This window comes from Parabacteroides hominis, from assembly GCF_014287585.1.
Classification (GTDB): Bacteria; Bacteroidota; Bacteroidia; order Bacteroidales; family Tannerellaceae; genus Parabacteroides; species Parabacteroides hominis.
On record NZ_JACOOJ010000004.1, the window covers coordinates 118,989 to 144,560 of the forward strand.

The following is a 25,572-nucleotide window of genomic DNA, read 5'->3' on the forward strand; positions in this document are numbered from 1 at the left end:
TCAAATTATATGTATTTATATGATCATTTTTCTTCGTGGACAAACTTACATAAATATCTTCATAGTTTATATATGTCGGATGAAAATAGCGTGTATTTTTATCCTTCCTGCCCCTTAGTTTTTAATTTATATCCATTTATCCCATAATACAATATATATACTTCCCCGGCAATGACCAACAACCATGTCCAGCGCCAGTTCCCGTCCAGCAGATCGGCGAAAATCCCCTGCAGGAAAGGAATGATCCCTCCACCGACGACGCCCATGGTCAAAACGCCGGATGCTTTGGTCGTATATTTTCCGAGTTTGTCGATTGCCAGTGTGAAAATTGCCGGCCACATGATGGAGTGGAAGAAGCCGATTCCCGTTAATACCCAAGGATTAGCTGCGATCATGGCGAATATCAACAACGCAATTGCTCCTATGGAGGCAATCACTAATTGTTTTTCGGAAGGTACTTTTTTGATAAAAGAGCCTAAAAAGCGTCCCAGTAGGAGCAACCCCCAATATAAGGCCGCCATGTGCGTGGCATTGGTGGCAAACGTTCCACCCAATTCGGATGCATACATATTGATATTGGCCCCGACTGCAACCTCGATGCCGACATAAAAGAAGATTCCCCATACGCCTAATTTAAGATGTCTGAAGGACCACACACTTTTTTCAAGTGTTTCTCCCGGTCCTTGCCGGATGTTATCGATGGAGGGCATTTGTGTTCTGTTAACAAAAAATATGATAACTAACATAAGTAGAATCAATATGATGAGCGGAACGACAAACTGTTCTGTCCGGATATCGTGTAAAGGTGTTCCGTAAAAAATCAGATAGCTGATGACAAGCGGTGCAACAGCCATACCGATCGAATTGCTTGTTCCTCCGATCATTTGCCGTTGCAAAGCTGTCGTTTTTCCGATTTGGCAGACGGCCAGATATAGGTTGAGCACGACTTGTAGTACTGTCGCTGCCATCCCGATCACAAAAGATCCGATCAGGAAAATAAAGAATCCGAGAGAAATCTGGTTTCCGAGTATGGAGATCCGTACTGGTGTGTAAATATGGAAAAGCACAGCCGCTTCATAGATGGCCAGTCCGGTGACGAGTATGAGCAGGGCGAGAAAGGAAGTTTTCCGGTATCCATATTTTTCCAACCATCGCGTCCCGAATCCTTCAGATAGGGGATAGGCAAGGAACCAGGAGAAATTCAACATCGTTACTAATGCATTCGTTATATTACCATCGTGGGGAAGCATGGCCGTCTGTAGCGGTATCTGGAACTGCTGATTGATTACGGTAAAAAGTCCCACGATAAAATAGAGTATCAGCATTACCGTAAACACAGCAAACGCGTTCACCACCTTTGTTCGAATATTATTTTGGTTCATGTGAAATAAATTTGGTTATGTTATTGATGAAAACAACCCTTCACCTTGAAAAGTTGCTTTTTTGAAAAAATGTTGATTTTCAGCCATAATTTAGTTTGGCGAATATTTTCTCTTAATGGAAAGTAAATAAAAATGCGCTCAACACTTGCATGATAAAAATTAATCACATATCTTTGCACCCGCATTACAGAAGTAACGCACAGGATGATTCGCTAGCTCAGCAGGTAGAGCACATCCCTTTTAAGGATGGGGTCCTGGGTTCGAACCCCAGGCGGATCACATAGGAACAAAGCCAAACGGCGACAAAAATTAGACAAGTCCTACAATATCAACGTATTGTGGGACTTTTTTTTATGTTTTAGTCTTGCCTGAAAGACAGAAAAGGGTCACGAAAAGACACTGTTGAGTATCCAAATCGTACCCCCTGCCCCAAAAAACGATTAGGGGGTACGATTGTCGGAAAATGGCTTACTTTTGGCGTGATTTGTCTATACTCTATTTATCTCATTTTCAGTGATTAGAATTAGTTTTGCAATCTAAAAAAAGTGAGAGTATGAAAAATGAAAAGAGTACATTCAGCGTATTGTTTTACCTGAAAAAAGACAAGATGAAAAAGAATGGTTTAGTACCCATTCATGCCCGTATCACAATAAACGGCAAACAAACCCAATTCAATACCAAGTTAGAAGTATTAGAAACTAACTGGAAATCCGGCAGAGCCATAGGTAAATCAATGGAGATACAAAGGCTTAATTCCATGTTGGACGACATCAAAGCAAATATCCGTTCTCACTTCCACAATCAATTAATGCGGGATAGCTATGTTACACCCGAAAGCGTAAAAAATGCACTTTTAGGCAGAGAGGAAGAAGCCAATACCATTATTTCCTTTTTTGTTCAGCACAACGAACAATACAAGAAAAAGGTTGCCGCCGGAGAAGCTACACAGAAAACATACACCCGTTACGAACTCACCAAAGAGCGTTTAATCGAATACATGAAAGATGAATTTCGTGTATCAGATTTGCCAATACGCCAAATCAACAAAGTATTTATTGAGAATTTCTACCTTTATATAATAAAGAACCACGACTGTTCACCCAACACGGCTATGAAGTTCATCCAGCGTTTCCGCACAGTCGTAAACTTCGCACAGGGCACGGGATTGATTACAGCCGACCCATTCGCCAATTACAAACTGAAATTCGAGTATATAGAAAGAGGGTATCTTGATAAAGACGAGATTAGCAGGATATGCAATAAAGATTTTGCTTCAAAGCGATTGGAACAGGTACGGGATATATTCATTTTTAGCTGCTTCACCGACTTATTACAGTAGAAGCAAGAAAGAGAAAAGCGATGTAATTGATTGAAATATAGAAATGTACGTCTTTTAGTGTCTTTGGGTGTCCGATAGTGAAATAGCAGGAAAAAGCAGATTTAAGCAAACTTTCCGTTTCTAAATCGTTACCCATTGAGATTAGAGAAAAACACAGCAAACCAATGACCTTGAACGTCTGGTTATAACACTGTTTGTCTGCTTGTTACATTGTTCAAATAACTCACAGAGAAAGTAATTTTACGAACTTAAAATGTGAGCGTTATGAACAACGAACTGAAAGTGTCCTTTTACCTCAAACGGGAAGGAAGTACAGAAAGAACAGAAGTAAACCCCGATGCCGTTTATCCGGTTATCGGAAAAATCATTATTGGCAACTCTATCGCCCAATTCAGTTCCAAACTGAAAATCGAAGAACGGCTTTGGAGTGTTAAATCCGGTCGGGCTACCGGAAAAAGTCGTGTAGCCGTTGAACTCAACAGAGAGATTAATAAAATTAATCTCTCCATACACACGCATTACAGGGCTATTTTAGAGCGAACCGGAACAGTTACAGCCCAAGAAGTTAAGAACGCATTTCAAGGGATTGCGACCGCACAAAAAACACTGCTTACTCTCTTTGATGAAATGATGCAGGATTTCCAAACACGCATCGGAATAGACCGTTCCCAAGCCACTTACCACAAATATGTTACCATCAGAAAACAAGTCAAACGTTTTCTGAAAGTCAAGTATAATGTTCAAGATATACCCCTGAACCAGTTAGACCTGACCTTTATCGAAGCGTTCGATTTTCATTTAAGAGTGGAAAGAAAAATGACGGATGAAACAGTTTCCGGTACTATGTTGGTGCTTTTCAAAGTCGTGCGTATCGCCCTGCATCGGAAATTGATTATCAATCCTCCTTTCTTTGGCTACAAGTTGAAGAAGCCCGATTTCAAAATACGCTCACTCACAAAAGAAGAGTTTCAAAGGCTTATATCCACTCCGATAGAATCCAAAAGCCAATGCTTTATCCGTGATATGTTCGTATTCGCAGCCTTTACGGGGCTTCCTTACATTGACCTGAAACAACTTACTTGGAAAGAAATTATTACCGAAGAAGATGGTAGTCTGTGGATTTCCACCGACAGACAAAAAACCGGAATACCATTTAATGTTAAATTGCTGGATATACCCGTACAGATTATAGAGAAATACAAAGGACTGGCAAAAGGAGAAAACGTATTTCCCATGTTAGGACCGGGACGTATTAATTATGCACTGAAAATTATCGCTAAACTCTGCAATATCACAACCAAACTAAGCTTCCATGTCGGGCGGCATGTTTTCGCTTCCGAATTATGCCTTTCGCAAGGCGTACCCATTGAAAGTGTCAGCCGGATGATGGGGCACAAGAATATTCAGACTACCCAACGCTACGCACGTGTCAATAATGAGAAGATAGGCAATGATATGAAATTGCTATCTCTCCGTATCTCCGATAAATACACTTATGTCGAACAATAAATTCCATATAACAATGAAAACAAATAGAAGTACTTTCGCTATATTATTCTACCCGAACACCAGTAAAACCAAGAAATCAGGAGCTTGCCCGATAGTCGGGCGTATCACTGTGGATGGTAAGAACACCACATTCAGCACCGGATTGGAAATAATGCCCGACAATTGGGATAATCAAATAGGGGCTGCAAAGGGACAATCTAAGGAATTAATATCTATCAATAAGCAAATAGAAAAGCTTCATAAAGAAATATCTTCCCATTATAACAATATGGTGAATAACAATGGTTACGTTACTGCCGAAGCTCTTAAAAATGCGTTACGTGGTATCGGTGTAAACCGTAATACCTTGATGCAGGAATTTGCCGAACTACTCGATGAAAAACGGAAAAGTATCGGAATACGGATAACTGAAGGTACATTTCCGGTATATACCAATGCCTACCGACACATGAAAGAGTTCCTCCAAGAAAGGTATAATCTTTCCGATTTGCCTTTTGGAAAGATTGATACTCCATTTGTAGAGAGCTATTTCCATTATCTGAAAATTGATTTGAAAATGACACCCCGAACAGTTAAAACTAATATGAATCCATTTCGTCAAGTTGTTGTAAGGGCTTGTAATAAAGGAGTTCTACGTCAGAACCCGTTCTTTGATTTTGTCCCTGAACGGGTAATTCCTAAACGTCCGTGGCTCTCTAATGACGAGATACAACGAATGATGCAAGCCAAGCTCAAACTTGCCACATGGCGTTTTACCCGTGATATGTTTATTTTTTCGACCTTTACAGGAATTTCAATCATTGATTTACGAAATCTGAAACATTCCAATATTCAGGAAATGGAAGACGGTAGCCAATGGATTATTCTTGACAGGCAAAAGACCGGAACAACTTCGTATATCCCACTGTTGGATATTCCTAAACGTATTCTTGAAAGATACAGAAATACGGAGTTTGCCGGAACAGATGGGAAAGTTTTCAAATTACAGCACCATGTTTCTATGAACTGGCAACTGAAACGTATTGCTAAGGCTGCCGATATAGACAAACGGCTGACGTTCCATATGAGTCGTTTCTCGTTTGCTACGACCGTCTGCCTGACGCAAGGTGTTCCAATAGAAAGCCTTAGCCAAATGATGGGACACCTTTCAATAAAGACTACTCAAATCTATGCGGAAGTTACCCGTACCAAAATCAATGAGGATATGACTAACCTTGCGGAACGGATTGAGGGTAAATATGAACTGGCAGAATAAGCAACTCCCAAACCAATATATTTTTTCCTTTTTTTCTCTGATACACGTTCACTATATGGAAAGAATAAATAAGGCAACACTTTTTGTAAATTTACTCTTTTTCGGGACGAAAAAGGAAGAAATTTACAAAAACCGCTTGCGGCTCGGTGTTGCCGTTTTATTCTTGGAATATACCTTTGTGTTCAGAGAAAGAAAGGATTAACTAAGATTATTCCATTGAAAATAAGATATTAGATTGGTTATCGCTATTGCGTAATTTTCGCCATCTATGGAATAAAAGCCTAACTTCTTGGCAAATGCACTGCTTTTGATGTTGGCACACTCAATGCCGATATAATTGAAACCATATTTCCGGGCTACTTCGGTCAAGAACCTAAGAAAGTGTGTTCCATGTCCTATCCGCTCTTTAATGAAACCCAATCGGGCGATAATCAGGCAATCAGGTGGAAAACGACTTTCAATCCTCCTGATACGCAAATACAAATCTACCCGGCTGTTTCTCCGGGTGGCAATTATATTATCCACCGTCAGGCAAACGAGTGATTTTCGATACTTGAACCGTTCCATCAGATAGCGGTCTATGTCGGCTCGTAGTTCTTCGTATTCAATCATCTTCTTATTCCTTTCTTCTTTTTCTTCTTACGTTTCTGTGCCTGTAATTCTTCCGCTAATGTTGCATCGTAGCTGCTGCCATCTCCCAATGAAAAGATAGATAACAGAGAATCGCCGCTCTTATTATCTCCCTGATTAAAAGAATGATACTCATTTCGCTTGCTATCAATATTGCAAGAAATCATGTTTTCTTTTTCACCGGATTGGAATACTTCTTTTTTATTTTCGCCAGTAAAATGTTGTTTTGGTTCTTTCAAATCTTGTTCCTGTAATTCAATCTGTTCGGAAATAGAACCGTTCTTCATGGTATTGGCATACTCAAAGGATTCTGATAATTGGCGGTTATAGCCGAACAGTTTATCAAATCCTTGCTCTGCCTGTTGGAACAGGTTCACACGGTCAAAACCACCTTTGATAACTCCGTTCTTGGTGTTCTTGTGGTTGGTTAGTGGAGATAGCTTCTTTTTATTAGCTTGGTCTTTCCGGCTCACAATCAAATGGCAGTGCATATTCAGTTCGTTATCGGAACGGCTACGGTCAAAATGTATCTTCCCGTAAAACTTTATATCCGCTTCGGATAGTCCTTTGTTGAAGTTCTTGGCGTATTCAGGAATAAAGACTTCCCGAATATACCGTTTCATTGCTTCGGCTTTCTCTTGTTCAGTATTCCCCATTGCCCGAAGTTCACTTTCCGATGGGCTGACATGGATGGCAAAAAACTTTGCATCCGTTTTCAACAGTTGCCCGATATTATTATCTATATCCTTAATAACCTTTGATTTGTAGATATTATCATCCGTCAGGTTGAAAAAGCCATCGGTATAGATACCCTTTTCCATCCGTTCCAAATCTTCATGCTCCATATATGAAGCTAATTGGCGGCTACTTCCTGCATTGTTGTATGTTCCGCTTGATGGTGGGGCAAAATCTATGTGCATGGTTCTATGTGTTTATCAGATTAATGATTTCCGCTTTTAAGTTCTCTTTCCGTTTGCTATCCATTACTCCACAAGCGGACAGTTCCGAATAGAGTTGTATCAGTTGAAGTAGCTTCTTGTAATCCCGTTGGTGTATTTGATAGAGTGCGTTTAGTTGCTTCCCTTGTTGGTTGATTATATCGGCATGTTTGCCAAATTGCTCACTTACTTTTTGTAGTACGGCTGTTTGTTTCCCCTGACTGGATTCCAGCCACGAAAGAATAAGTGTTTCCAATGTCTTGCCAATGGTATCAAACCGAACTGCAATAGAATTAGCGGTTCGTATCATGGGATTCAGTTGTTCCTCCTCGTAGTGTCGGATGAAGCGGATAATATCGTCCTGCCGTTTGTTAATTTTCGCCAGTTCCGATTTTACGGATTCCGGTGATTCCGATGGGTTGATACAGGCTTTATCAATATAGACAAATGCCAACCGGACTATTTCCCCTTTTTTCATCGAATAGCGTTTACAGAGCTTATCTATTAACTTACTCGTTAGTCGGTCTATTCCGATGGTGGTAAGTGTGGGTATATTATTGGTCTTATCCATGATTATAACTTTTTTATAAAGAAAGTGATATTCATTCAGTTGATTATAAGCGAAATACGTTTTCGACTTATAATCACTGTTATAAACGGTTACGAATGTAACCTCTTAAAGCCGAAGGCTTTGCCCCGCAGGGCAAGAGGGAGAACAGGACAAAGTCCAGTTCCCTCTTGCTTCATTTAGCGAAACGAGCCGAGCCACAAGGCGAGGCGGTTTCTGCTAAATGGGGAGCGGTGGCACATCATCAGGCGGTAACATTACCCGTCTTGTTTTGCAGTGGTTTGCTTATCGAGTTGGTTTTCCTTTTTGAACCGTTCATAGGTCTTACTTTCGGCATTTTCTTGAATAAATGTCCGGATGTCTGCTGCACGGTAATAGGTCTTATGGCTTATCGTGAAATAAGGGAGTTTGCCACTTACCCGATACCGTTGCAGGGTTCGGAAAGATACTTTTAGCAGGAAAGCTAAATCCTGATTGTCGAGTATCTTATCATTTTCGTCCAATACCTTGTCAGTATTGATAAGCGATTTCAGGTCTTGCCCGATTTCAGAGAGTTTTTTAGATAGTCGTTCCATCCACTTGTCGAAGTTTTCGTTGTCTATATACATTTTGCTTCATTTTTTAGTTGAACATTAAGTTTTCCAATCGATTGATGAAGCAAAGGACGGAAGAATAAGGAAATAAAAATAGAGGAGTCCGGTATTGACCCCTCTATATTATAAATGCAAATTATTATTTATCAACCTGTTGCAAAATCATCTTTTTTCATCTTTATTTTTCAGTACTTCCGCTTGTCGTTTCTTATATTCTTTAATAAGGACGGCTTTTAAAGCATCCAATGTTTTGGTGAGATTACATGATTTGCGTTTGAATAGTTCGTTTTGACGGTCATAGATACCGTTAAAACTAAATCCGAAAGCCTGTTCAAAGACATCCGAAAAAGCAATGATAGTTGGATGCTTGCCTGTGTTGTCGGTGATGCCACCCAACAGCATCAGGGCTGAAAGAATTTCGGTCATACCCATGATTCCGAGATTAGGAAACTTAGGTATAACCGATAAAGGTGATTCAAATGTCAATGGAGTTGCCGAAGGAAACGATTTGGGATGTGTGATTTTGAAATTTAGTAGTTCCTGTTCTGCGTTAATAATCGCCAGTGTCTTTTGTAAGAACCGCTTTTTAAGCGCATTTTTCCCCCTGCCCGTAAAGAGATGCTGTTTCAAGTGAAGCTATCTCAATACGGGTAGCTACAAGAATCCGGTAAGTAGTTGAATAATCCTCTCCATCCCCCACAATTCTTATTTGTTCGACAAATTCACCATAGGCATTTTGCATTTCTTGGTTAGTTACTTTCTGTGAGGTTTCAGACAATAGTCCAAATATCCTCGTTTGTAATAAATCATTCATAAGCAATCTTTTTAGAGTAAATGAATTGATTATGAAAAATGCATTTTTCAAATTGATAGAGAATCTATTTTTAATCAATTTTCAACAACTTAGTAAATCGGGATTCTACGCATATGCTCATATCTGTTGTTAAAAATTTGCCATTAAAAAAAACTGAAAATATAGTGGCTGGAGTAGGTACGGCTTGTGCCTGTTCCATTGTTTCCAACTTTATTACTTTTAGTGGAATATTATGTTCTTGTGCTAACACCCAGAGAGAACCATTTACATAGTAATCTGTAAAAGGACAACGATTTGTGTAATATACAACCAGTCCATTCTTTTCTTCACACTCTCCACTCTTTACACATTCCTTAAAAGATGGCGGCGGTGCATTATTATCGAATTTCAGCCCTAAGAGTGAAAATCCGTTTGGCAAATTTTCAATAATATTGAATCCTTGTTTAAGTAACCATTTTGTATCACTCATAAAGTGAAACTTTTTTGTTCCAACAACCGTAACCAAACCATTTTTACCTTGTGTTTTTGCATCCTCAATAGCGGATTGAAGCAATGCTTTAGCGTGCCCATTTCCCTTATATTGTCCTGATACCCAAAAGCAATTTATCATCAAATAATTGGAAGCATCAACCGGAATCCAAGCCTTTTCAGCAGGGACATATTCTATAAAAACTTTTGCTCGTGCATCTAATCGTCTGAAAATATATCCATTATCAAACTCTTTTTTTAGCCATGCTTTTTTCATTTCATAGCCTTTTAAACATTTTTTATCGGAAAATGCACAGCAGATATGTTCTGTATCTATATTTTCTTTTGTAAGTGTAATGTATTTTGTTTCCATGACTTAGAATAATGATGGTTGTTCATATATTTTAGGCTCGTAAAATCTCATTTTAGTTTCTATCCCCAATTTGATACATAGGTTATAGAATACATCTGACAGTTTCTTATAATCGTAACTGTAACAATCATATCGTTCACCAAATGCTGATTGATATTTAGCTTTTATTGTGGGGAACTGATTGTCTAATGCCATATAGAAATATTCTCGTGACCCTTTTCGGAGTGTCACACCAAACATAGGTAGTATATAAGATACACCCGAATCCTTTGCTTGTCTGATTATTGTTTCTATATTTTCTATTGTATCATTGATAAAAGGTAATATAGGCATTAATGTAACTCCTGTATAAACACCTTTGCCTGCTAACACTTTCATCGCATTATAACGCTCCGATGTGGGTGGTGCATTAGGTTCAATTTTTTTTGCAAGCGAATCTGTTGCACTGGTTATTGTAAAACTTACGGCTGCATACGTTTTTGATATTTCCTGCAAAATATCTATATCACGCTCTACTAAATTACTTTTGGTTATTATATGGACTGGGAATTTATATGAAGCAATAATTTGTAGAGCATTCCGGGTTAATTGCAGTTCTCTTTCCATTGGCATATATGGGTCATTCATAGAACCTGTACCTATGGTAGCTCTGTTTTTACGTTTACTTTGTAATTCCTTTGTCAGTAATTCTAAAGCGTTTTGCTTAACTAATATTTGCGATATATCTCCAACTCTGTAACATTCGCTTCGTGTATCACAATAGATACACCCGTGTTGGCATCCCCTATACAAATTCATGTTGTAAGTAATGCCAAACCAAGTATCTTGTTCCCTTAGTTTCGATAGAATTGATTTTGTTTCAATATATCGCATAATCTTTTTATTGTACTTTCCAACGTTTAAGTGTTGGAAAGTAAATTTTCATATTTGTAATAGCGTCCTCTTTAGTATAAACTACCTCAGAATCTTTGTTAAACTCATCTACAAATTGCGCACAATGCTCTATCATTTGCTCCATTGTGCAATCCATCGTAAATGCTCCGTCCTTAAAACAATAGCAGCAATATTCCTCATTTCTGCTTCCATCAGAGTTTGTTCCTAACTCGTCCTGATTTTGTAGCGGCATTCCGCAACTTTGGCAATACTTGTTCTCCATAAATGTTCTATTTTATTGGCATATAAATTTTTGTAATGTTTTCTTTGCTATTTTCAGTTCTATAACTAATATATTCTTCAAAAGCCATCCCATGCCGTATGGTGTGTTCAAAATTCACACTAATATTGTTATATAACTCTTGTAGCCCTGAACAACTCCCCTTTAACGTGTAAACCGCATACTTACCTTGTTGCAACCGAATTGTTCCAAACTCTCCAGTTGGAACAATCTTTTTTTTCACCGATGCACAAGCATAAAATCGGCATTGGTTATAGTTAGTTACGTTTGGGTCATCAAAACTCAATCCGATAAAACGAGTTTCAAGTGTTAAGGCTTGATTGTCTTTTAAAAACAGCATCAATTTATTCCATGCTATTTCATAAGGCTCTGCTTCACCATACTTTCCAAATATGCGAATATAGACCAACTCCAATCCTTCAAAATAGCATATTTCGGCTTGAAGACTACTTCTATTTCCACTACTTTGTACGTAGCCCTCTAATCGAGATTGTAACTCATTAATGTATGCTTTAGGAGATATACCAAACTGTTTCTTAAATGCTTTTGAAAAAGACTGTGGATTATCATATCCTACCATTGATGACAATGTTGTCAAGCTCATTTCTTCGGTTTGCATATATAGTACAGCCCGTTCAATACGTTGCCTTGCCACATAAGTATATAATGATTCATTTAGGGCAGAACGCATAATACGAAGTAATTGCCTTTGAGATACGTTTATTTTATCGGCAATGACATCCAACTGTAAAGGCAAATGCAGATTTGCACTGATATAATCAATAACCTGATTAACCTTTTGCTGATATATGTTTTCAGTACTATTTCTCATTGCTTCTGTTATTTGCAACAAAATTACTCATTTTGCTATGAGCAAATGTTGTCCAATCTCGCCAAATTAATATTTTATTCCCAAAGGAGAAAATATATTAGAAAATAATCGTACTTTTGTGAGAAAGTTATTTGAAGCAATGGAAAAACACAGCAGACTAAAGAAGTTCGCTCGTTTCTATATCGTTACCCATTGTTCTTTCTTTTTCTTCTAAATATCTATTTATCAATAGATAAAACTAAAATATTCTACTGCTTCACCGGACTTTCATATATTGACATATGCGAACTAACCCGTGACAATATACGTGTGGCATTTGACGATAATTTGTGGATTATAAAGAAGCGGCACAAAACAAAAGTAACATCGAATATCCGTTTGCTGGATATTCCTAAAGCTATCCTAAATAAATACGAGGGGAAATTAAAAAATGGTATGTTGTTGCCTGTTATCAGCAATCAAAAGACAAATGATTATTTGAAAGAAATTGCCATCGTGTGCGGTATTGATAAAAATATGACATTTCACCTTGCAAGGCACACGTTTGCAACTACTATTATATTATGACTTATTTAACTGTAATACAGATTATTATGAAAGTCATTTTTGAAAAGGGTAACGGTTTAGCAACGTGTAGCCTACCTTTGTCTGCTTCAAATTACATCATCTCAAAAAACACATTACAAAGATAGACTTTCCTTTTATAATATACAACTGTTGGGTATATATAAAACAGGCATCGCATATACTCTTGAAGCACAACATACATAAAAAGTCACTTTAGAAGATAAGTCTTGATTCAAATCAAGACTTATCTTCTTTTTAGCGCATATTTTTGCATAATATTTCTTTATCAATAATACACAGTGTTGGATATTTGCTAAAGAAACACTATTAGTTGAAAACAAATATACAGTCTTATGAAAAATATAACTAATCTTGCGATTTCTTGTACATCAGGTGGTTATAAAAATGCATTTACACAAGGTGTACTAACTGCATTTGAAGAAAATAGTTTAATAGCAAATGTTTACGCAGCTTGTTCCTCATCTGCTTTAATTGCTGCATTTGCCGCTTTTAGTAAAATCAGGAAATTGGATTTAACTTTATGGAAAAATGGATATTCAATTAGCCAAGAAGATTGTGGAGACCAAAGCAGAGCTATGTTGCATACAATAAAACAACTTTCACCCGAAATAATTGATAACTTGTGGGCTTCTTCATCCAGTGAGCAGGAACAAGCCAAAGCTATGAAACGGTATATTCGTGAGGTATTTATTCCTAAATATGCCAAGAACTTCAACAAAGGACTATCCGCTTCGGATATAAAGTTTTACTGTAAAATCCATTTTGACCGTAACCGTTCCGATAATGAACTGAATATGCACTGTCATTTAATAGTGAGCCGGAAAGACCAAGCCAATAAAAAGAAGTTGTCACCGCTAACCAACCACAAGAATACTAAGAAAGGAACGATTAAAGGTGGTTTTGATAGAAAGAATCTATTCCTGCAAGTAGAACAGGGATTTGATAAAGTATTCGACTACAATCGCCAACAAACAGAATCATTCAACTATCACAACACGATGAAGAACGGTTCTATACTTGAACAACTTGAATTACAAGAACAAAAAATTGTTGGTAGAAAGACTATTGATGTGCAAACAAATGAAAATGTAAAAACAACCTCAAATATTTCAATACAACAGCAATTCAGTATATCAGTAAACCAATCCACCAATAATTCAGTAAATCAATCAAGCGATAGAGACGCTTTGTCTTTTTTGTTTCCGATACTCCCATCTGTAACTGACTTTAATCCAAGGGATAAACAACAGCAACTGAGACACAAGAAAAAAAAGAAGCGAAAACTAGGACTAAGTTGAAATATTCTATTTTACATCCCATAAAACATATAAACAAATATACATCTCAGTAATAAAGCGTTAACACCAAAAACTATGAGTTTTACAGAAAATCTCTACATCTACTCTTTAGAGTGTATTTCTCGCAAAAGTGTAGTCCTATTTATTCCCTATACGAAAGAGGTGTTTAACAGATATAAAAGAAAAATTGTCTAAAAGAATTTTGTAAACAAAAATATATGCGAACCGTTTATGCATTGTGTTGTGTCTGTATTGTCTATTATTCAGTGCATTATAAGTAAATTGTATTAGGTAAATATATGGCCCTTGTATAAAATCACTATCTTTGTACTTCATAAGATAATTGCAGTGACAGCCATTCGCTGCAGTTTTTCTATTGTTTAATAAGAAAAAATGTTTTAGATTATAGCATTATACAGGAAATGAGAGAAGAGAATAAAGTCCCTGCCCGTGGCGAAAGAGCTGCAATAGGAGGTTATTTGCCTCAATTTGATGAATTTGCATGGTTTGTCTATTTAAACTTGATTAATCGAGAACTTGAATGGATTAGAATAGCAGATCATAAAGCGGGGAAGTTAGATGATATCCAATACTCCACTCATTCTGAAATTCATGCTTATCAAGTAAAATGGACTATTGACGAAGCAAACATATCATTTGCAAACTTTATAGAATTATTTCCTCTGATTGCTTCAAGTTGGAAGACTTTAAAGACGGATAATCCGACAAAAAAGATTACCCCCCACCTAATTACAAATAAGTCAGCATCATCTCATGATAACATAAAAGAAAACGAAACAAAGATTGGTTCATTTTATGACTTCATTTCCGAAGTATGGAAGAAACTCAAATCAAAACAAACAATTGATGAAAGGTGGAATCCTATAATTGATAATCTAAAAAAAGTATCAACCTTGAACGATTCTGAATTTCATGAATTTATTTATTGTTTTGATTTTCAACCGAACTACAAACAGAAGAAGTTTAGCGTTGATAATATTAAATATTCTAAGGAAAAAGAAGATCTTCAGCAAATCAGTAGGTTCATAGTTGAACAGGTAGCCAATCCTAATAGAGTGGTAGAGTTTAGCCGTCAGGAAATTATTCAAAAATTAGGATGGACTGACAGATTTAGAACTAGTTTTAACCATGAGTTAATTGTTGATAGACAAAAATATCAGCCAATACAGTCAACAATTGATCTGTTAAATACTAAATTAACCGAGCATAAAAATGGATATTTGTTCTTAGTTGGGGGGCCTGGTTCTGGTAAATCTACATTATTGAACCAATGGTCAAAAGGCTTGAAGCTGCGAGTTGTGAAGTATTATGCATTTGATTTCGTAAATCCATCTTCACATTTAAACTTTTATGAAAGAGGAAATGCTACCTATCTATTTTTTGACCTCGTTTTTCAATTGAAAGATGCTGGTATTTATAAAAGGGAGGTTCTACCTTATAAGGATATTGTTTTTCTGAAAGAAGTATTTGCAGAACAACTCAAGGCTATAGGAGAAGATTACCTTAGAAATGGACAGCCTACTATAATTATTATTGATGGTTTAGACCATGTGCCTAGAGAGTACAAATCAGTAACAAACAGTTTTTTAAGAGAGCTTCCTTTGCCATCATCTCTACCAGAAGGCGTTTTTATTGTCTTAGGCAGCCAAACTTATGAGCTTGAAGACCTCCCACAGGAGGTTAAAGGTGAATTCCAAAGAGAAAACAGGACTATTGCAATAGATCCTCTCAAGAAAGAAGAAGTATATAAATATCTTGACACTTTTGACACTTCTGTTCAACTTGCAAATTCACAAAAACTAAAAATCTTTGAGAAATCACAAGGACATCCTCTGTATTTGTCTTATTTAGTTGAAAAGGTCATCAAATCTAATTCTATTGACCAAACAATTGAATTATTTGATGCAATAGAAGGGAATATTGATAATTATTACAAAAAAATCTGGTCGCCAATTCAACAAGATACGAAATTAGTGCAATTATTGGGTCTAATTGCAAGAATCAATGGAATTATAAGCCTTCATTTCGTCAAAGAATGGGGATTTGAATATGACGTTCATAAAGCATTTAATGAAAAAGCAAGAATTCTGTTTAATGAAAATAATAAAAATTTGACATTTTTCCACAACTCATTCAGGCAGTTTCTTTTATACCAGACATCTTTTGATTATTTGATAAATGATTTTGATTCTAAAAGAAACCAAGACTACCATAGTCAACTTGCCGAATTTTACAAGAAATCAAGTATTGAAAAACCATGGAAGCAGAATTTTCACTTATATCAGGCACAGAAATATGAAGAATTTATTTTGGAAGTTACACCTGATAGTTTTACAGAACAATTATTGAATTTCAGGCCGGCAGATGAAATAAAAAAAGATTGTAAATTAGGCATTGAAATTGCTAGGCAGACTAAAAATCTCAATATCCTTGTTCGATATTTATTATCACTGGCAGAAATTGAAAAAAGATTGTTCAATATCGATCCTGCTTCGCTTACAGAAGAATTACTAATTCTAAATAAATTTGAAATAGCGAGTGGTTATTTGAGAACAGGAAATATTCTCCATTGTAATGAAGCATATGCACTTAAAGCATCTCGTTTGTTTATTGAAAACGGGTATAGATCTGAAGGAACTGCCTTATTCAATTTAGCATATCCAGAAATTGTAACTGACACTGGTATTACAATAGATGATGAAATGCACAGATATGATGAAACAAAAGATGCATTAGAAGAGTGGGTTTATACTGCGCCATATTTTGAAACAACTGAAAGCATTCTTTCCAAGGTTGAAAATATAAAATTCTCTGAACGTGTAGTTAAAAATAGGTGTGATGAAAAAGAGTCTGATTTATCTTTAATACTTCTTACTCATCTTGCTTATAGTTTAGCAGATCAAAATAAGTGGCATGACTTCGAGTTGATTTTAAAAAGAATAGATACTTCTACACCAAAAGAAAGAGATACATTGTTTCAGATTCTCCAATATGCTATTGAACAATGCTTAGATTTAGCAGATAGTAGTCGTGCAACAGAATATTTGTCTTTATTAAGAACATATTTTCCGAAAGATAAGGTAACCCCGATAGGTAAAATATATATTGCGGAGTTGATATATAAAGTCACTCAAGATATTGATGAAACAGGTGATTGGATAGAAGGTGTTAATATCTCTCCTAATGCTGAACAAGTTGATTTAGATTATAAAGATTCATTAGATCCCTTTTTGCCTCTTATAAAGCTCAATAAATTGCAGAATCTATGTGGCAATGGAATTTCTATTACAACAGCGGTTCCATCAGTAAAAAGAGGAAGTGACGAAGAAATTTTAGTTGAATTTGAAAGAATGTTATGTCTTACAACTCAAATTTTAACAGATGGAATTCTTCAAACACCAGTGGCTTTAACTAAAGATATTACAAAACGGGTTTTTCCCATAGTTAGATTTTATTATAAAGAAATTTCTCATAGAAATAGATATTGGTATAAACTCAAAGAGTCTAAAGGATCCTATTTTGACTACCTTATTTATGCCGTTTCTAAGTTTAGTCCCCAATGCCTAGAAAATTTAGGAAACTATCTGTTTCAGGAATTTGAGAATTCTCCAAAATATTGGGGATCCAGTTTAAAAAGGAAAATCATAGTATCGCTTTTAGAAAATGGTTTTAATCAAGAAATAGCACAAAAACAATTGATAAAATTGGAAGAATCTATGTTTGTTGGTCACGATATTGATGGGCGTATCAATGAATGTTTAGCACATTCAAATGCATGGCTCAAAATAGGAAAGTTCATTGAAGGTGAAAAATGGCTCAAACAAGCAATTCAAGAATCTATAGGAATAGGTTATAGCAAAGATTATCAATTTAGTTCATGGATTAAATGGCTTAAAATAACCATTCTGAAAAATCCAGAAGACGCAACAAAAAGAATTAAATGGTTTTTATCTCATTTAAACCATATAAAAGAAACCACAGAGGGAAAAGCTTATTGGGATGCATCCGAAGAATTATTGGAAGTAGCATATGAACATAATCATAATGATGGTTTTGAACAAACCGCTTGGCAGTTGGAACATAATTTGATTGATTTCAATGAAGCTATGTCCCTTTTTATAAAATTCTTTGTTGAACGAACTAAAAGTCAAGATGAGTTTGTTAGTATTGTTCAACTGTACACGCATTTATACTTGCTTTTATCAGAATCAACAGACTTGTCTTTACTTCAGACTATTTTATCAAAAGGGCATAAAATATTAGAAAGAAAGTTTTTCGTGAATCAGGTATTGGGAATTATTTCCGCTATTAATATTAAGGCGTATGAAATTAATCGACATTATTTACTTTCTGAAATCAATAATTTTTTCTTGTCATCTGGAATGAAAATAGAAAATTATCTTCCGGACTTTCGAATACCAGAAAAAAAAGAAAGAACCGGATCGTCAGAGTCATCTAATATTTTAGAATTAAAAACAAATAATGAAAGCCTTCATGAAAGTGAAGTATTGAAACGGAGTGTAAATTATGACGATTTGAAAAATTTTGTTCAAGATGAAGATGTGAGATCGTATTTCAATTGGTCAAATGTATTGGAGAATATAACCCCTCTACTTTCCACTTCCCAAATTGAAGAGATTGCTAATATATCCCAAATAAGACGGAGAGAGTCCGATTTTTATGCCAAGCTAAGTATAGCTGCTTTTGAGAAAGGTGATGTTGAATTAGCAGAGAAATTAGCCAATAAAAGTCTTGAATCATCAAGTGAGTCTGGATGGATTAAATATATGGATGGCGGAACTAGAATAACAGCTTTTAATGCTTTGAGAAGGATAAATTCAGAGCTGTCTTCAGAAAAAGCATTTGAAGTTTTTTCTCATGATATTGCAAGTACAAATTATCCTAGTACATATATCACTCATCTTGATGAAATAATTCCCTTATTAGTCAAAACGTATAATGAGGAAGAAATTTGGTTTGAAATTTTTGGTTATTTGCAAAGGGTAATGGCCAATAGTAATCCAACAGAAGATTTGCCAGTGCTTTCATCTATTAATCAGCCTATAATAGAGACTTTGGTGGACTATTTGATGTATTTGTTAAAATCCCCTGTGGTCATCGTAAAAGAACAGTCGACTATATTATTCGCAAAATACATTGATCAGGGAAATAGCTACGCTTTTAATCAATTAATAGAAAAAAAGCTAGATGATTACCTATCTATGGATGTTATAATGGCATTGTTTGAGTTAAAATCGATAAAGGTTAATGATCTTCTTCCTCGAATTAAAGAATTTGCAATATCAAAAGACTATCAATTGAGAGATAATGCAAGTCAGATTCTTGCAATAAAAGGAGAAGAAATCCCTATTCCTCCAATAATTGATTTACCTCAAATATATTCTTTGCATATTCCTGAAACTAAAAAGCCAGATTTCAATAAGCCAATTGATCCATATTTTCCGGATATTGACATTAATGACCCACTAGACCTAATCAGGCCCTTTGAATACTACATAAATATTTTATATCAAGAATCTGGCATCGATGAATCTAATTTAATCTATAGGACTTGTTCTATTATGAAACAAATTGGAAATAAAGAAGAATGGACTGTTGATTATGAAAAGAAGCTAAGATACCATTTAGAAGAAGTTAACTTAAAGTATTCTTATCCAAGACCAAGAGTTATTGCGGCACAAAGAGCTATTATGTGTGTTGTTAATGAGTTAATAGACTCCGGCATTATTGATGATATAAGAATTCGAGGTGCTTTCAGGTCACATGATTATACAGTCCCCCTTTTTGGTGAGACTGTTAAGCCTTCATTTATCCCAAGAATTGAAGAAAAAGAATTTGGAGGTGTAAATAATGATTGGTTGGATAGGATTGCTGAATCATCTAGATTAGCTGAACCTTTATTGGATTACGGAAAAGATTTCAAGATTATAGCAGAATATACAATGATCAAGAATCTAGATTGGGGGGCACCTACAGAAGAATACATGTCACAAATTGCTGTTAGCGATAAATTGGATGAAGAAAACCACTACATTTTTGGTGCTGTTTTTCATCAGTTGAGTAAGGATTACCATTATTTGAGAGGTGGAGGACATTTCATTGTAGTTATTAGAGATCATCGATTTAATCAATTCGAATTAAAATCAAGATGGATTGCTATAAACCCCGTCTTAGCCAGATATTTAGGATGGGAGCCAGAATCAAATAAATTATTTGCATGGAAAAATTCCAAAGGAAGCTTAATGGCAGAGTCTATTTATTGGTCAAATGGAAACATTCATATGGATCCACGCAAAGATGGAGAAGTTGGAGAAGGTTGGTTTGTCATTGTTTCAAAGGAGGGATTGGATCAAATTAAATTAGTTGAAAAAAACTTGTTTATACAAAAGAAGTTGACACGATCCAAGTATGATGAATCTGTGAAACATGAGAACAAAATATTTAATGTTATAAGTATATAATTACGCCACACATCACTATTCTATATGAAGCGGTGGAGATTTCCCAATAAAGAATATAGATAATTATTTGTTAGTAGTAAGATGCAAAATATTTACTTTCTGATAGTAGTTAATGCATATTGATAATTTTGTAGACTTAAAGAAAAGTCTTATCCTTGCTATTAGTATTCTCCATGAGCAAACTACTGCAAAAGCACGTAGCAAATTAGTGGGATAATTCATGGGATATGCTTGAAACTAAAAATATAAAGTTTTAAATATCAGCATGGTAACTCCGACAGGAGAATCCCAGGCGGATCACATAAGAACAAAGCCAAACGGCGACAAAAAAAGAGATAAGTCCTACAATATCAACGTATTGTGGGACTTTTTTTATTGTTTCAGTCTTGCTTGAAAGACAAAAAAGGGGTACGAAAAGACATACTTTAGTTTCCAAATAGGGGGGGTACGGTTGTTGGAAAATGGCTTACTTTTGGTGTGATTTGTTTATGTTCTATTTGTTTCATTTTCAGTGATTAGAATTTGTTTTGTAATCTAAAAAAGTGAGACAGTGAAAAATGAAAAGAGTGTATTCAGCGTATTGTTTTACCTGAAAAGAAATAATCTGACTTTAATTTCTTTTGAATTAGAGATTATGCTGAATTCGAGAGAAGTTGGGTAACGGTTTGGCGACCGTTCTTCTTTCTGTGCTTTGCGGTGCAATGCTATCAAATAACTCAGGGCAAAGGGGGAGTGAGGAAATCTCAAGCATATATTCTCCCTTTTGTGGTTAGATATAAAGGATTATCCCCTTTATAATTTGTTAATTCGGTTTAGTCGTTAATTATTCGAGTAATTTATTTATGCTATCAGAGATCATCATTTGCCACCTCTTCACATTGACATCTACTCCAATGGAAATCACCCCACACTCATTCTCACTCAATTCGTTAGGATTATAGGTGTCATATTCATAGTACTTACCGGTTCTATAGCTGCAGTCTATTCCGGGATAAACTAATGCAACCTTTTTGGCACCAAAATATTTCATATATACAAACATCTGCCTGAGATCTTCATGCACCGGATTATGACCGTTTAAGTTCTTCCATTTAGTATCTAATACCACGCACTTCTCAGTCCCTTTATTTAGCACAATATCCGGTCTGATTCTTGACCGATGGCCTGTATTCGGTTTCCAGAAATTTTTGATACTTTGAGCTGCAATCGTTGTCTCTTTATCTTTGAATTTTCTTATACTAACATATACAAATTGCTCCCAAAGTGCATTCATGTCAAACATCAAAGCCAATACGTTATCATCACCTTTGCGCACATCCGGATGATAATTCAATAATAATAAACGAGAAATTTCCAAAGCTTTTCTATATGGCTCGGTCTTACGATCTAGTGAAATTCGTTCAAAAAGGGTCTTGGTTACCTTAACATCGTATAGTTCCGGGAAATCTAAAAGCAGTGTTCCTATACGGCTATTAAGCTCAGTATGGGTATGTATGTTTTTCAGGAGTTTTAATGTCTTATAAAGAATAGCGTGGATATCATGTTGCTTATCATAAGTATAATGTTTGACATAGAAACGCTCTTGATGAACTATATTCTGATTAATATGCTTAGCAAAATGTATGGTTCCCTTCAATATAGAGAGATTCCCCTCCGTTTTACGATACTTTTTTACTAATCCTCTGTGTAAAAGATATTCTAACTCCTTAACGAATAATTCAAAGTATAAATCGAGTACAGAATTGGCACGTAATTGCAAATCGGAACTACTGGGTGCATGGATATCAATAACACCCACTGCGCGTAGCATAGATATCAAGACATTCCGCCAAGTATTTTCATCTCCGCTCTTATCTGCTTTTGGCAAAACTTCTATTATGGTTTTACCAATCTGAATAACACCTACATATTCATTGAATTTGACTCCATGATGCACTAATGAGTAATAGGGAACTCCATCTTCGCCATAGAATGTCTGTAAAACACCTAATTGCTTTTGAGAAAGTCGTTTTTCTCCCCGATCAGAACGCAGGGTTTCATGTTCAAAAACAGTAATATGTCCATCCACCTTTTTCAACTTTTACACTTTTCTCATTAATGAATATACTGCTGCCGTGAAACTTTCATCTGTCATGTCTTGGGCATTTCGGATACGATAGACTATCTTCTCCAAAAGAACGCTACTCTCATAATCATCAAATGGTGCGAAGAAGTCTTCTTCAATCTGATTTTCATTAATTTCAAAGAATCCGGCACCAATAACCAATCCTATTTTGCCATAATCTCCATAAAAATATTCTTGTAGCAGTGGAATGATTTTATTTTGAAATGTACTTTTTAGATCATTTAGGGTACTAATATTTAAAAAATAGCTATGCCCTATCATATGGTCTTTGTCCAACAACTTTTCGATTCGCTTGTTAATAATTTCAAGAAGGAGGGATAAGTCTATTCCATTTATTATTCCATCTTTGGCCTTACCATCAGTTCTTATTAAACTATAGCAGGGAGGCATTTCAATAAAACTGAATCTTCGTCTGAGAGCAGTATCCAAAGCCTCTACACTTCTGTCGGCAGTATTCATAGTCCCCAAAATATACACATTAGGGGGAACGCCAAAAGAATCCTTACTATATGGTAATCGTACTTGAATCGCCTCTGCATTTCCCAAACGCTTATCTTCCTCTATTAAAGTAATCAACTCTCCAAAAATTTGAGAAACATTACCGCGGTTAATTTCGTCAATAATCAGCACAAATGACTCTCCATCTTTATCTTTATAATCTTCTCTCGAAAGGGCTTGAACGACTTCTTTTTTTTCCTCCCAAGTATATTTTCTTATACTCTTATTCGGCTCTACAGAATCAGAGATGTTATTTCTTATGGCATTCAGTACGGCCCAGTTAGCCGTAGAGTTACTGCCTCCAATAATTGATCTGAACTGTTGATCTATATTATGAACTTCCGATAAATCGCTAAAAGCGGCATGAAGTTTTGAAAGTCTTTGTTTTGTAACCGGATAAATATTGTCTTTGCCCGGATGTTTAATCAGAATACTCCCTTGTTGGGAAATTCCATCAACAATAACCCTCCCTCCATTTTTAGTAGCTAATTCTACTTGTTGTTCTGATGTAAGTTTCTCTTCTATTCTTTGAACAAAATCATCAAAAGCAAGTGAGAAATCAAGCACATTCTCAGTGATTTCGGACTCCTTTTCTTTCGCCAATGCAAAAGCCGCTTCAATGCACAATTTCCTGAAAATACCCTCTTCTATTCGATAAATGATAGGGTCTCCCTCTTTTTCCGGTTCAACAGGCTTAATTCCTTCGACAAAATCCTCGTATGTCATGCTTTGATGGAATGTTGTAAAAACAATCCTCCCTTCTTTGACTTTTTGCTCAAAGCGTTCTTTTACATCTTGTCGACTTAAACCTGTTAAATCTTCTCCACAAAGTTCTAATGCTTTATTTATAGTATTATATGTTTTTCCTGTACCCGGAGGACCGAAAAGTATTTGATTTAACTCATTAGCCATTTTTGATTCCTTTTTATATGTTCTGATAAGACTATCGATTTTTTGAATGGTGTCTAAATGTTGAATTTTATACACGGTAGTTTGTAAACCTTCATCATTTCTCAATTCAGGTTCTATAATTTTCCAAACTACTCGTCTAAAATGAGGAAAGTTCTCGGAACTATTATATCCATAATCACCCACAATTTCTCCTATGCCTAAGATTTTTGCTCCGTTTTGGGCTAAAACAATATCGCCATCTTTAATATCCTTCAAAAAACTGAATATTTCTCCTGCTTTTCGGCTTGCTACATTTTTCTTATCGGGATAATAGCCCTCATCATGAAACAATCGGATTATATCTTTTTTACTTTGAATGCCGCTTTCTAATAAATCTCCTATCTCCGGCCATCCAATCGATACATACTGATTATTCTTCATTATTTCCCAGTAATTATTATAACCATCACTGGTGCCAATACGCCAATAATTTCGAGATTGTCCTATTTGTTTGTCCATCGTGTTGAAGGTCTAAGTTCTATGCCATCTCGATTAATTCGTGAAATAGCCTGAAGTATGTGCTCTTTCGTAATACCTTTGGGATCAAATGTCATATTTATTTGCGTTATTATATTTGAACATCAAAGATAAGGAATATATAGCAGACAGCCTTCAATTATATCTTAAAACCTTTGCTTTTGCCCTCTTCCTGTTTGATACTGGGTCTTTTATGGTAGTTGGTCGCCTGCTCACTTCCTCATCTTGTGCCTAAACCAGTCGAGTATCTTTCGCCTCAAAGTGTTGTTTGTGTTCCGGTGAAGAGCATTTAGCCGATTCGTCCGTCAAGGTTTTACGAGGTAATAACGGCCTCTAAGCCTAATGACTGCCTTCTGTGTTTATAATTTATTCATATGTAATATGTTATCGTTATATTTGCTCGTTATTATTATTGTTTGATAATGTGTGAATATAGTGATAATAATATATCACAAATGAAAGCTGAAGAAAATTTAATTTCAAAACCTATATAGATATTTTGATCTTCGAAATTTATTTCGTTACTTTGTGTCATAGGTGTGATAGCTTTTATTACTGAATTTTGTTTTCGTAGTTACAAATGTAAGTAATTTAGTTATTGCACCTATTTTTTTATCAAATCTCATCGGGCGGGAAACGCCCTACAGTAATCAGCCATACCGACGGGTCGGTGGAAATGAGCAATGCAAACATAGTGACTTGATTGCATATCGTCCATCGAAAACAGACATACTTTCCATGTCGGTCACCCTCTATCCACGAACTGCTCTATATATTAGGAACTCCACCAGTAAATGCAACAAAAAAATAGGAGAGTTGAAATGGTAGACGTTTAAATAAAGAGATAAATTGAAATGAAAAAATATCAGAGGTTTGTGAACAATATGAAAAACAAGAATGTTTATTTGAGGTACATAAAGAATGTAAATTCAAATAATCTAAAAAACATGAAAAGTATGATATCGTACACAGACGCTGAAAACGGGAAAGTTGCTTTGATGCAGGAGATATTGGGTGTTAAAGACATACAAGATATTGACTTGCTCTACGAATTGCACCAGGAGTTTATGGATGCACAAAAGAATGCAGGAAATAGTGAAGAGCAGAATGAACTTTCATGATTCTTCAAAAACAAAAAAAGAGAATGCTAACTTGATAGCATTCTCTTTTTTTTGTGACCGCGACAGGATTCAAACCTGTAACCGGCTGATCCGTAGTCAGCTACTCTATTCAGTTGAGCTACGCGGCCAATCTTTA

At 35.8% G+C, this 25,572-nt stretch carries 18 protein-coding genes, 2 tRNA genes and 2 pseudogenes; 8 read left to right on the plus strand and 14 right to left on the minus strand.

Annotated features, from left to right (window positions below; genetic code table 11):
- Window positions 1-98: 98 nt before the first annotated feature.
- Complete coding sequence (locus H8S65_RS03600) at window positions 99-1,382, minus strand: MFS transporter (protein WP_186928598.1); 1,284 nt, start codon at window positions 1,380-1,382, stop codon at window positions 99-101.
- A gap of 206 nt (window positions 1,383-1,588) precedes the next feature.
- Here H8S65_RS03600 and H8S65_RS03605 point away from each other — a divergent pair.
- From H8S65_RS03605 to H8S65_RS03620, 4 genes and pseudogenes are all read left to right on the plus strand, one after another.
- Window positions 1,589-1,661 (plus strand) — tRNA-Lys (locus tag H8S65_RS03605).
- 274 nt (window positions 1,662-1,935) lie between these two features.
- Window positions 1,936-2,712: pseudogene (locus tag H8S65_RS03610) on the plus strand (phage integrase SAM-like domain and Arm DNA-binding domain-containing protein); the annotation flags it as partial.
- 273 nt (window positions 2,713-2,985) lie between these two features.
- Entirely contained in the window at window positions 2,986-4,230 is a 1,245-nt protein-coding gene (locus H8S65_RS03615; protein ID WP_186928599.1) for a site-specific integrase, read from the plus strand.
- Window positions 4,231-4,243: 13 nt separating this feature from the next.
- Window positions 4,244-5,485 carry a site-specific integrase gene (locus H8S65_RS03620; RefSeq protein ID WP_186928600.1) on the plus strand — a complete coding sequence of 414 codons (1,242 nt, stop codon included), beginning with the start codon at window positions 4,244-4,246 and terminating at the stop codon, window positions 5,483-5,485.
- A 198-nt stretch (window positions 5,486-5,683) separates the two neighbouring features.
- On the opposite strand, the gene H8S65_RS03625 is transcribed toward H8S65_RS03620, so the two are convergent.
- From H8S65_RS03625 to H8S65_RS03670, 10 genes are all read right to left on the minus strand, one after another.
- Window positions 5,684-6,097 (minus strand): GNAT family N-acetyltransferase, encoded by a 414-nt coding sequence (locus H8S65_RS03625; RefSeq protein WP_122296713.1) that lies wholly within the window; start codon window positions 6,095-6,097, stop codon window positions 5,684-5,686.
- Window positions 6,094-7,035 carry a DUF5712 family protein gene (locus H8S65_RS03630; protein WP_122296714.1) on the minus strand — a complete coding sequence of 314 codons (942 nt, stop codon included), beginning with the start codon at window positions 7,033-7,035 and terminating at the stop codon, window positions 6,094-6,096. The genes H8S65_RS03625 and H8S65_RS03630 overlap by 4 nt, the downstream gene beginning before the upstream one ends.
- 4 nt (window positions 7,036-7,039) lie before the next feature.
- Window positions 7,040-7,624 (minus strand): BfmA/BtgA family mobilization protein, encoded by a 585-nt coding sequence (locus H8S65_RS03635; protein WP_122296715.1) that lies wholly within the window; start codon window positions 7,622-7,624, stop codon window positions 7,040-7,042.
- A gap of 254 nt (window positions 7,625-7,878) precedes the next feature.
- The gene (locus H8S65_RS03640; protein ID WP_122296716.1) at window positions 7,879-8,229 is read right to left on the minus strand and encodes a helix-turn-helix domain-containing protein; all 351 of its coding nucleotides are present in this window, start codon (window positions 8,227-8,229) and stop codon (window positions 7,879-7,881) included.
- 147 nt (window positions 8,230-8,376) lie between these two features.
- The gene (locus H8S65_RS21000; protein ID WP_230391785.1) at window positions 8,377-8,844 is read right to left on the minus strand and encodes a hypothetical protein; all 468 of its coding nucleotides are present in this window, start codon (window positions 8,842-8,844) and stop codon (window positions 8,377-8,379) included.
- Window positions 8,801-9,028 carry a hypothetical protein gene (locus H8S65_RS03650; RefSeq protein ID WP_122296718.1) on the minus strand — a complete coding sequence of 76 codons (228 nt, stop codon included), beginning with the start codon at window positions 9,026-9,028 and terminating at the stop codon, window positions 8,801-8,803. Before H8S65_RS03650 ends, H8S65_RS21000 begins: the two co-directional genes overlap by 44 nt.
- 70 nt (window positions 9,029-9,098) lie before the next feature.
- Window positions 9,099-9,869 carry a GNAT family N-acetyltransferase gene (locus H8S65_RS03655; RefSeq protein WP_122296719.1) on the minus strand — a complete coding sequence of 257 codons (771 nt, stop codon included), beginning with the start codon at window positions 9,867-9,869 and terminating at the stop codon, window positions 9,099-9,101.
- Between the two features lie 3 nt (window positions 9,870-9,872).
- Complete coding sequence (locus H8S65_RS03660; protein ID WP_122296720.1) at window positions 9,873-10,742, minus strand: SPL family radical SAM protein; 870 nt, start codon at window positions 10,740-10,742, stop codon at window positions 9,873-9,875.
- Window positions 10,743-10,749: 7 nt separating this feature from the next.
- Entirely contained in the window at window positions 10,750-11,025 is a 276-nt protein-coding gene (locus H8S65_RS03665; protein WP_028728931.1) for a zinc ribbon domain-containing protein, read from the minus strand.
- A 7-nt stretch (window positions 11,026-11,032) separates the two neighbouring features.
- Window positions 11,033-11,875 (minus strand): AraC family transcriptional regulator, encoded by an 843-nt coding sequence (locus tag H8S65_RS03670; protein ID WP_122296722.1) that lies wholly within the window; start codon window positions 11,873-11,875, stop codon window positions 11,033-11,035.
- Window positions 11,876-12,118: 243 nt separating this feature from the next.
- Between H8S65_RS03670 and H8S65_RS03675 the strand changes: the two are divergent.
- The 3 genes and pseudogenes from H8S65_RS03675 to H8S65_RS03685 form a co-directional block, all read left to right on the plus strand.
- Window positions 12,119-12,442 (plus strand): annotated as a pseudogene (locus tag H8S65_RS03675) (site-specific integrase); the annotation flags it as partial.
- Window positions 12,443-12,795: 353 nt separating this feature from the next.
- A complete protein-coding gene (locus H8S65_RS20910) occupies window positions 12,796-13,761 on the plus strand; it encodes a DUF5712 family protein (protein ID WP_255489019.1) in 966 nt (321 codons plus the stop codon).
- Between the two features lie 422 nt (window positions 13,762-14,183).
- On the plus strand, window positions 14,184-20,264 hold the full coding sequence (locus H8S65_RS03685) for an NACHT domain-containing protein (RefSeq protein ID WP_186928601.1): 6,081 nt from the start codon (window positions 14,184-14,186) through the stop codon (window positions 20,262-20,264).
- Window positions 20,265-21,087: 823 nt separating this feature from the next.
- On the opposite strand, the gene H8S65_RS03690 is transcribed toward H8S65_RS03685, so the two are convergent.
- Window positions 21,088-22,332 carry an McrC family protein gene (locus H8S65_RS03690; protein ID WP_222616233.1) on the minus strand — a complete coding sequence of 415 codons (1,245 nt, stop codon included), beginning with the start codon at window positions 22,330-22,332 and terminating at the stop codon, window positions 21,088-21,090.
- Between the two features lie 12 nt (window positions 22,333-22,344).
- Window positions 22,345-24,297: a DUF8426 domain-containing protein gene (locus tag H8S65_RS03695; RefSeq protein WP_222616234.1), complete on the minus strand. Its 1,953-nt coding sequence runs from the start codon at window positions 24,295-24,297 to the stop codon at window positions 22,345-22,347.
- Window positions 24,298-25,271: 974 nt separating this feature from the next.
- Between H8S65_RS03695 and H8S65_RS03700 the strand changes: the two genes are divergently transcribed.
- On the plus strand, window positions 25,272-25,436 hold the full coding sequence (locus H8S65_RS03700) for a hypothetical protein (RefSeq protein ID WP_186928603.1): 165 nt from the start codon (window positions 25,272-25,274) through the stop codon (window positions 25,434-25,436).
- 54 nt (window positions 25,437-25,490) lie between these two features.
- Here the strand turns inward: H8S65_RS03700 and H8S65_RS03705 are convergent.
- Window positions 25,491-25,564, minus strand: a tRNA-Arg gene (locus tag H8S65_RS03705).
- Window positions 25,565-25,572 lie beyond the last annotated feature (8 nt).

Coding starts and splice junctions, on each gene's coding strand:
- H8S65_RS03600 (WP_186928598.1), bottom strand. CDS start 1,382: ATGAACCAAAATAATATTCGAACAAAGGTGGTGAACGCGTTTGCTGTG.
- H8S65_RS03615 (WP_186928599.1), top strand. CDS start 2,986: ATGAACAACGAACTGAAAGTGTCCTTTTACCTCAAACGGGAAGGAAGT.
- H8S65_RS03620 (WP_186928600.1), top strand. CDS start 4,244: ATGAAAACAAATAGAAGTACTTTCGCTATATTATTCTACCCGAACACC.
- H8S65_RS03625 (WP_122296713.1), bottom strand. CDS start 6,097: ATGATTGAATACGAAGAACTACGAGCCGACATAGACCGCTATCTGATG.
- H8S65_RS03630 (WP_122296714.1), bottom strand. CDS start 7,035: ATGCACATAGATTTTGCCCCACCATCAAGCGGAACATACAACAATGCA.
- H8S65_RS03635 (WP_122296715.1), bottom strand. CDS start 7,624: ATGGATAAGACCAATAATATACCCACACTTACCACCATCGGAATAGAC.
- H8S65_RS03640 (WP_122296716.1), bottom strand. CDS start 8,229: ATGTATATAGACAACGAAAACTTCGACAAGTGGATGGAACGACTATCT.
- H8S65_RS03650 (WP_122296718.1), bottom strand. CDS start 9,028: ATGAATGATTTATTACAAACGAGGATATTTGGACTATTGTCTGAAACC.
- H8S65_RS03655 (WP_122296719.1), bottom strand. CDS start 9,869: ATGGAAACAAAATACATTACACTTACAAAAGAAAATATAGATACAGAA.
- H8S65_RS03660 (WP_122296720.1), bottom strand. CDS start 10,742: ATGCGATATATTGAAACAAAATCAATTCTATCGAAACTAAGGGAACAA.
- H8S65_RS03665 (WP_028728931.1), bottom strand. CDS start 11,025: ATGGAGAACAAGTATTGCCAAAGTTGCGGAATGCCGCTACAAAATCAG.
- H8S65_RS03670 (WP_122296722.1), bottom strand. CDS start 11,875: ATGAGAAATAGTACTGAAAACATATATCAGCAAAAGGTTAATCAGGTT.
- H8S65_RS20910 (WP_255489019.1), top strand. CDS start 12,796: ATGAAAAATATAACTAATCTTGCGATTTCTTGTACATCAGGTGGTTAT.
- H8S65_RS03685 (WP_186928601.1), top strand. CDS start 14,184: ATGAGAGAAGAGAATAAAGTCCCTGCCCGTGGCGAAAGAGCTGCAATA.
- H8S65_RS03695 (WP_222616234.1), bottom strand. CDS start 24,297: ATGGACAAACAAATAGGACAATCTCGAAATTATTGGCGTATTGGCACC.
- H8S65_RS03700 (WP_186928603.1), top strand. CDS start 25,272: ATGATATCGTACACAGACGCTGAAAACGGGAAAGTTGCTTTGATGCAG.